The 7,722-nt window shown below is 70.5% G+C and carries 8 protein-coding genes; 1 reads left to right on the forward strand and 7 read right to left on the reverse strand.

Annotated elements, in window-relative coordinates; all coding sequences use genetic code 11:
* Positions 1-808 (reverse strand): hypothetical protein (locus FJV41_RS46695; protein WP_246137858.1); only part of this gene is annotated, 808 nt, incomplete at its 3' end.
* A 107-nt stretch (positions 809-915) separates the two neighbouring features.
* Positions 916-1,851: an alkaline phosphatase family protein gene (locus FJV41_RS46700; RefSeq protein WP_141649098.1), complete on the reverse strand. Its 936-nt coding sequence runs from the start codon at positions 1,849-1,851 to the stop codon at positions 916-918.
* Between the two features lie 31 nt (positions 1,852-1,882).
* Between FJV41_RS46700 and FJV41_RS46705 the strand changes: the two genes are divergently transcribed.
* A complete protein-coding gene (locus tag FJV41_RS46705; protein WP_141649099.1) occupies positions 1,883-2,968 on the forward strand; it encodes a DUF4388 domain-containing protein in 1,086 nt (361 codons plus the stop codon).
* 61 nt (positions 2,969-3,029) lie between these two features.
* On the opposite strand, the gene FJV41_RS46710 is transcribed toward FJV41_RS46705, so the two are convergent.
* The 5 genes from FJV41_RS46710 to FJV41_RS46730 all read right to left on the reverse strand — a co-directional run.
* Positions 3,030-4,217 (reverse strand): GTP-binding protein, encoded by a 1,188-nt coding sequence (locus tag FJV41_RS46710; RefSeq protein WP_141649100.1) that lies wholly within the window; start codon positions 4,215-4,217, stop codon positions 3,030-3,032.
* Positions 4,214-5,368, reverse strand: coding sequence for an anhydro-N-acetylmuramic acid kinase (locus FJV41_RS46715; protein WP_141649101.1), 1,155 nt, complete (start codon positions 5,366-5,368; stop codon positions 4,214-4,216). Before FJV41_RS46715 ends, FJV41_RS46710 begins: the two co-directional genes overlap by 4 nt.
* 37 nt (positions 5,369-5,405) lie before the next feature.
* Positions 5,406-6,365, reverse strand: coding sequence for an N-acetylmuramic acid 6-phosphate etherase (locus FJV41_RS46720; RefSeq protein ID WP_141649102.1), 960 nt, complete (start codon positions 6,363-6,365; stop codon positions 5,406-5,408).
* 4 nt (positions 6,366-6,369) lie between these two features.
* Positions 6,370-6,561, reverse strand: a complete 192-nt coding sequence (gene rpmB, locus FJV41_RS46725; protein WP_015348676.1) for a 50S ribosomal protein L28 — start codon at positions 6,559-6,561, stop codon at positions 6,370-6,372.
* A 103-nt stretch (positions 6,562-6,664) separates the two neighbouring features.
* Positions 6,665-7,722: NAD(P)/FAD-dependent oxidoreductase (locus FJV41_RS46730; RefSeq protein ID WP_141649103.1), on the reverse strand; the 1,058-nt coding region annotated here is incomplete at its 5' end.

A 7,722-nucleotide genomic window follows, 5' to 3' on the forward strand; every position in this document is an offset into this window, starting at 1 on the left:
GGGGAGGGATGCCCAGCGGCTCCGGAGTAGGAGGGGGCGCGAGGCGAAGTTGCCGGCCGCCCTTGAATCCGCGCCATTGGATGTAGCGGCGGAAGTCCTGGAGGAAGGTGTCGGGGGAGAGGCCCACGGCCTGGGTGAAGGCCTCGGCGAAGTCGGGCCCCTGGCTCATGGCGTGGAGGATGCCCCGCACCACGGGCTCGCCGTAGCGGCGGGCCAGGAAGGTGAAGGCGTGGTGGGCGGCCCCGTAGACGATGTCGCTCTCGCGTCGGTAGAGGGTGTCGGCCTGGGCCAGCGGGTCCGCGCGGGGATGGGTGCTCCAGTAGCGGGCCAGGTCCTCGAGGGAGGTGACGCGGTAGCCCTGCTCGGCGGTGTACGAGGCCATGCCTTCGCGGAACCACAGGGGGATGCGTTTGCGCGTCCAGCCCAGGCGGTCCGAGGCCACCTGATACATCAGGCTGTGGGTGAGCTCGTGCAGCAGCAGCTCGTCCACCTGGGCCTGGCTTGCGCCCAGGAGCGTCCAGGTGCGGGGGCTCTGGAGTTCGATCTGCTCGTAGCGGGCCCACGCGCGCAGGAAGTCATGGTCCGGGCGGTTGGCGGCGCGCTCCAGGGCGGCGTGGTTGGGGTGGATGATGATGGCGACGGAGTCGTCGAAGGTGCCCCAGCGGGCCATGCGCGGCAGGGCGCGTTCGACGGCGAGGCGGACCTGGGTGGCGGCGTCGGAGTCTCGCGGCTGGAACTCCAGGGTGATGCGCGCTCCGCTGGCGGTGGGCGTGCCGGGCCTTCGCATGGCGTCCGTCGGAACGTCCATGGTAGTTCGTCGCGGCGCGGAGCAGCCGGCGAGAAAGCCCAGCACCAGCAGGACCAGGGCTTGGCCGAGGCTCCCCTGTCTTCGCATCCATCCCCTCGTCACGAGCCTCACTCCACCCCGAGCCAGCGCAGCACCGCGCGCCCCACGTCCGCGACGGTGGTGAAGCCTTCGACGTCCGGCGCGGGGGGGCCGAAGTAGAGCACGGGGACGCGGTGCAGGGTGTGTCCTCGCGTGGACAGGTCCTCGACGTTGCCGTGGTCGCTGCACACCATCACCCGGGCATCGGCGGGACGGTGTGCCACCACGGCGCGCAGGAAGGCGTCGAAGGTGTCCAGCGCGGCATGGGCCGCGACGAAGTCCTGCGCGTGGCCGGCTTCGTCCGCGAGGTAGTGCTCGAAGAAGGTGAAGTCCGCGCCCGCGGCCACGCGCCAGAAGATGTCGGCGGCCTCCTCGGGCGTGCGCTCGGGAGCGGGCAGGCCGTAGGCGCGAGCGTTGGCGCCGGTGATGTCCGGGGTGAGGCCGTCTCCGGCCCGGGCGTCCTCCAGCGTGCGCAGGGGCACGGGGCCCGCGGCGAAGGCCAGCTTGGACGCGGAGGGCTTCATGCGGCGCCGGGCCTCGGGTGTCGGGGTGAACTCCGGAGGCAGGGTGGTGGGGCGCCGGGGGACGCCGAGCGCGTCCAGGTAGGGCGCGGGGTAGGCGTTGGCGAAGGTGGCGGTGCGGCCGGCCGCGAGCAGGCGCTTGACGATGGAGCGGTCCGCGAGCAGCCCGCGCAAGGGGGCATTGGGGTAGCCCAGCACGTGCTGGCCGATGAGGGCGGGGGCCGGGTCTCCCGTGAGGATGGCCGTCTGGTTCGAGGCGGACTGGGGCCTTCCGGACACGCCGAACGTCGTGTCCACGGGAATACAGCGCCCTCCGTCCGGCAGGGTGGGTCCTGGGGCGTCCTGGAAGAAGGAAAGCAGGTGTTCACGGTGGGCGAGCGGGTTGATGGCCGGGTCCTTCCGGCCAATGCCCACACCATCGATGAACAGGAGCGCGACGCGCACGGCTCGCGACTGTATCCTCGAAACAGAACGCATGGCCCTCCACGGCGACCTCTTCAGCTATCCGCTTCCCGAGTTCCTTCAATGGTTGGACAGCTCCCGCAAGACGGGGACGCTCCAGCTCTCCTGGGAGGCCGGCGAGCGGAAGCTCTTCCTTCTCTCCGGTCAGGTCGGGGCCACGGCCTCGGAAGGCCTGCGTGGGAGGGTGGCCCGCCTCCTCGCGCTGGCGAAGCTCGCCTCGGGCGCCAAGGTGCTCGCCGCCTTCGACGAGCTGTCGCGCACGCCGGACGTGGACGCCGCGTTCGACGTGCACGGGCTCCAGTCGCGGTGGATTCGGGATTTGGGCCGCGAGGAGCTGTTCGCGGCGATGACGGACCTGACGATTGCCGAGCGGGGGACGTTCCACTGGACGGAGGACGCGGACCGCTCGGGCGAGGACTGGGTGCCGTCCGACATGAGCATCCGCGAGCTGTTGTTCGAATCGCTGCGCTGGGTGGATGAGCAGCCGGACGTGGACAAGGCGCTGCCCATCGACGCGCTCAGCGTCCGCGCGTTGACGCCGCCCAGCCCGAGCCAGCCGCTGATGCATCGAATCATCCTGGGGTTGTGCGCGACGCCGCAGAACCTGGGGCGTCTGCGGCTGTCGATGGGCGTGTCCCGCTCGTCGGTGACGCGGCGGGTGTACGAGCTGCTCCGGGCGAAGCTGGTGGAGGTGGATGGCGCGCCGCAGGTGGAGGCGGACCCGGTGGCGGAGATGCTGGAGAAGGGCGCGGTGCTGATGCGCGAGGGCCAGTTCGACGCGGCGGGCATCGTCTGCGCGTCCCTGCTGGCGAGCGACCCCGCGGACCGGCGCGTGCGCGAGTTCGCCCGGCTGGTGCAGCGTGAGCACGTCGCGGCGCTGTACTCGGACATGCCGCCGCTGCTGGTTCCCCTCGTGATTCACGACCCGCAGGGCATGTCGCTGCTCAAGCCCGAGGAGCGGCAGATCGCGGGCCTCGTGAGTGGGACGTGGGATGTGTCCACCATCGTCCTGGCGAGTCCCGCGAGGGAGCTGGAGACGCTCAAGACGCTCGCGAAGTTGCACCGCATGGGCTTGCTGCAGCTCACCGCGCCGCGCTGACCGGTGCGCCCGAGTCGGCTCCGCGCCCCGTGCGAAGTGCCGGGGCGCTCCACCATCCAAGCTACTCCGAGGCGGGGAGGCCCACCGCGTTGAGGCGGACGAAGGTCTGCATCAGCACGTAGAGGGCGAACGCCGCGTCATCGACGCGCAGGTGTTGCTGGGTGGCAAGTCCCTGGATGCGCAGCAGATCCGCCCCGTCCACGCGGAGCAGGAACGCCTGTTGCGCCAGCGTGCCCTCACCCGCGAACGCCAGCGAGCGCCGGATGGCGTCCGTGCAGGCCGTGACGCAGGTGGAGTAGTTGCCCGCCATGAACGCGGCCTCGGCCGCGCGCGCGTGGTCAAACAGGTCTCCCGGCGCCAGCGCGCTCACCGCGCCGAGCAATTTGGCGGAGGCGGCCTGCGAGATGGGGGCCGCGATGGGAGGTGGAGGCGGCGCCACCATGGGCTCCACCCGAGGCGGGGGAGCAATCGCGGGGAACGAGCCCGAAGGACGATGAGGCACCGGCGTCGGCATCATCGCCACGGCGGGGCCATGGCCCGAGGGCGGGGCCAGATGCGTCGAAGGGGGCGGCTGCCGGTGCTGGAGGTGCTGGGCGAGCTGCGCTTCCAGTCCCGCGGGCTGCGCGCCACCGACGGGGGCCACCGGGCGCGGCGGCGGGACGATGCGCTTGGCGCGCAGGTCCTTGATGACCAGCCGGGTGATGGCCTTGAGCGTGTCGAGCACCCCGCGCCCATTGGTGGCGGCGGTCTCGAAGTCCGGCACGCCGCGCGGGTTGAGCTCCTGGCGGAGCTGCTCCACGGGCAGCACATTCTCCAAGTCGCGCTTGTTCCACTGCATCACCAGCGGGAAGCGGTCCAGCCGGATGCCGTGCTCGAAGAGGTTCTCTTCCAGGTTCGCCAGCGACTCGCGGTTGGCGTCCATCGCGTCCGGCTGTGAGTCCGCCACGAAGACGACGCCGTCGGCGCCCTGGAGCACCAGCTTCCGCGTCGCGTTGTAGAAGACCTGGCCGGGCACGGTGTACAGCGCCAGCCGCACCGAGCAGTCCCCGACGCGCTCCACCTTCACGGGGAGGAAGTCGAAGAAGAGCGTCCGGTCGCCTTCGGTGGCGATGGACATCATCTCGCCCCGGTGCGCGGGCCGGACGGTTTCGTAGATTTTCCGCAGCGAGGTCGTCTTGCCGGACAAGCCAGGTCCGTAAAAGACGATTTTGGCGGCCACCTCGCGGGCCATCAGGTTCACGCTGCTCACGGTGTCAGCTTTCCTAGAACGACTCGACGCTTCGCGCCAGTTGCGGACGGGACATTCGCGGGGGTTCCCACGAGGAATTCGGCGGCCAGCAACGCGAACAGGGCCGCTTCCTTCGCTCCTTCCGGAAATCCCAGGGTATCAAGCCGGCGGACGGGAAGGGGGGCCAGCCGCTCCTCGAGCCGCTCCATCAACCGGGGATTCCGGGTACCCCCTCCCGAGGCGTACATCGCCTCCAGACCTGGAGTGCGAGGCAGGACCCACGTCTCGTACGCCCGCGCGGTGCTCTCCACGGTGAACTCCAGCGCGGTGGCCATCAAGTCATGGGGGCGGTCCGCGTAGCGCGCCCACAGGCGCTCCACCATCACATCACCGTATCGCTCGCGCCCGGTGCTCTTGGGAGGAGCCTGCGCGAGGAACGCGTCCGTGAGCAGCTCCGCCAGCAGCGCCGGAATCACCTGGCCTTGCCGTGACAGACTCCCGTCCAGATCGCACGCCAGTTTCCCCTGGGTGACGCGACGCGCCAGCCCGTCCATCACCATGTTGCCGGGCCCGGTGTCGAAGGCGAGGGTGTCATCCAGTCGCGCGCTGACGACGGACACGTTGGCGATACCGCCGATGTTCTGCAGGGCGCGAGGGGCCTCGGGGTTTCGGAAGGCCACCCAGTCGAAGTAGGGCACCAGCGGCGCGCCATGGCCTCCGGCGGCCACGTCCCGGGTGCGGAAGTCGCTGACGACGGGCAGGCCCGTGCGCTCGGCGATGACGGAGGGTTCGCCAATCTGCAGGGTGGAGGGGAAGGCCGAGGTCCCTGGTGGCAGGTGCGCCATCGTCTGCCCGTGAGAGCCGATGGCGCTCACGTCCGAGAGCGCCACCCCGGCCCGCTCAATCGCCTGGAGCGCGGCGCGAGCGAAGTGCTCCGCCAACTCGAAGTCGAGCTGACTCAGGGAGCGGGCGTCCTGGGGCCCCAGCATCCGGACCACCAGCTCCGGAGGAAAGGGCGCGGAGACGTGGGACAGCAGTCGCAGCCGGGCTCCGCCACCCGTGCCCGTCACCTCGCACAGCGCGGCCTCCACCGCATCCGCGCTGGTGCCGGACAGCAACCCGACGCACAGGCGCGGGCGCTGGGAGTCAGGGAGGGGAGGTTGGAGGCGCATGCCTCCAAGTCTAAGACTCGCCCCCCACGCCGCGCCGTCAGCGGCCGGGCGAGCGGGGGCTCCGTGCGTGCGCGCCCTTACGTCCCGGGCCGCCAAGCGCACGCAAGCCGTTCTCCTGGAGACGCTTCCGGGCGCCCCGGGCGTCCAGCCCCGTGAAGTGCATGGCCACGGCCACCTTCACCTCGCCGCCGGAGGCCTCCAGCAGACGGGAGGCTTCCGGAGCGGGCAGGTGCGTCAGCTCGGCCACCATTCGCGCGGCGCGGGCTCGCAGCTTCGCGTTGGCGGGGCGCACGTCCACCATGCGGCCCCGGTACACCTTGCCCAGCGCCACGAAGGCCGCGGTGGTGATGGCGTTGAGGATCAGCTTCGTCGCCGTGCCGGCCTTCAGCCGCGTCGAGCCGGCCACCAGCTCCGGCCCCGTGCGCGCCAGCACCAGGGTGTCCACGTCCGCGCGAGCTTTGGGAGGGTTGCAGCACACCAGCACCGTGTGCGCCCCACGCCGCTTCGCTTCACGCAGCGCACCCCGGACGTACGGCGTGGAGGAGCTGGCGGAGATGCCGCACACGACGTCGAGAGGACCCGCGTCGAAGGCGCGCACGTCGGAGGCGCCCGCGTCGGCGTCGTCCTCGGCGCCTTCCACGGCGCGAGTCAGCGCCCGGCGTCCACCAGCGATGCGAGCCTGGACCTGGGAAGGAGGGCTGCCGAACGTAGGAGGACACTCGCTGGCGTCGAGCACGCCCAGACGTCCACTGGTGCCAGCACCTACGTAGAGAAATCTGCCGCCCGCCCGCAACGCATTCGCCACGGCCGTCGCTGCCTGGGTGACAGCGGGCAACGCGGGGCGAACCGCACGGACGGCAACGACGTCCTCGTCATGTAACCGGCGGACGACCGACCCGATGGAGCGTAGATCAAGGTCGTCCGCGCGGGGATGAAGCCGCTCGGTGGGAGGGAGTTTCTTGGATGAAGCGCGTGAGGACCCCACCCCCGAGCGCATTACTTCAAGCCGCCTTCGTCACCTTGCCCGCTTTGATGCAGCGGGTGCAGGCGAGAACGCGCTCCGTGCGGCCCTCGACGCTGGCCCGGACCTTCTGCAGGTTCGGGAGGGTTCGCTTCTTGGTCTTGTTGTTCGCGTGGCTGACGTTGTTGCCGACGAGCGGACGCTTGCCACAGATGTCACACTTCCACGCCATGACCTCTAACTCCTTGAAAACTGGGGCGTTGGACGCCTGCCGATAAAGAGCGGCGGAACCTGCCAGAAAGCCGCTTGGAAATCCAGCCTTTCAGCCGTTTGGATCAGCCCTTGAGCGGATCCTTCTTGTTCAACATGTCTTGAACCAGGCGTGCGGCGCGCACTCCGGCGAGCAGCTCGCCCTCCAGGCCGAGGCCGGGAAGCACCTCGCGGCCCGCGAGCAGCAGGTTCTTCACCGGGGTTCGCTGACTCAAACCGGTGACGCCCAGCACTGCTTCCGATTCGAAGCTGTAGAGCGGGTGCGGCATCAGCCGCGTGCCGCGCGAGCCGCTCGCGTCGAGGTAGGGCACGGAGCGCAAGAGCCGGTGCTGCGCGGTGAAGGGCATGACGGCGTCCAGCTGCGCGTCGATGCGGGTGGCCAGGGCCTGAAGGTGCTCCTCGCCGAGCTCCCGAGCGGACGCGGGGATGAAGACGCCGGCGCACACGACGCGCAGGGCCTCCGCGTCCTTGCTCTCCTTGCCACCCGTGGCCGAGGCGCGCGCGGGGTGGAGCTGCAGCAGCATGGCGCCCAGCTCCGCGTCCTGGGTGTCCACGAGCGTCAGCTCGCCCAGGCCACGAGGGAGCGCTGTCTCCGGCACCACCCAGTTGACGGTGAAGAGGATGGATTTGGTCGTGGACTGATCCAGGTGCTCCATCAGGCCACGGTGGTGCTTCTTGTCCGTCACCAGCCGCCGCAGCGCGCCGGAGTCGGTGGCGGCCACCAGGCAGGCCGCGCGGTAGATCGTGTCCGAGCGGACCAGCTTCACGCCGGCGAACTTGCTGCCGTCGAAGGACAGCTCCTCGACGATGAAGCCGGTGGGGCTGTCGCGTCCGAGCACGTCGCCGCCCAGCTCCGCCAGCCGCCGGGTGAGCATCTCGCGCAGGCCGTCGTGGCCGCCGGCGAAGAAGGAGGGCGCCGCCAGCACCTGGGACAAGGTCCGGGTGAGCGCGAGCGGCGACTCCGGCTTCTCCAGGTGGTTGATGAAGGGGCGCAGGCCGCGCACCAGGGAGGCCGCGGGGGCGTCCGAGGCCAGCCGGAGCGGAGTCTCCAGCCCGGGGTGGGCCTTGATGAGCTTCTTGAGGCCCCATCCCTCGAAGAATCCATCCGGGGGCAGGGCGGGGT

The sequence above is a fragment of the Myxococcus llanfairpwllgwyngyllgogerychwyrndrobwllllantysiliogogogochensis genome, assembly GCF_006636215.1.
Lineage (GTDB): Bacteria > Myxococcota > Myxococcia > Myxococcales > Myxococcaceae > Myxococcus > Myxococcus llanfairpwllgwyngyllgogerychwyrndrobwllllantysiliogogogochensis.

Excerpts from the sequence above, each read along its gene's own strand:
- FJV41_RS46705 (WP_141649099.1), top strand. The coding sequence starts at position 1,883 with ATGGCCCTCCACGGCGACCTCTTCAGCTATCCGCTTCCCGAGTTCCTT.
- FJV41_RS46715 (WP_141649101.1), bottom strand. The coding sequence starts at position 5,368 with ATGCGCCTCCAACCTCCCCTCCCTGACTCCCAGCGCCCGCGCCTGTGC.
- FJV41_RS46720 (WP_141649102.1), bottom strand. The coding sequence starts at position 6,365 with ATGCGCTCGGGGGTGGGGTCCTCACGCGCTTCATCCAAGAAACTCCCT.
- rpmB (WP_015348676.1), bottom strand. The coding sequence starts at position 6,561 with ATGGCGTGGAAGTGTGACATCTGTGGCAAGCGTCCGCTCGTCGGCAAC.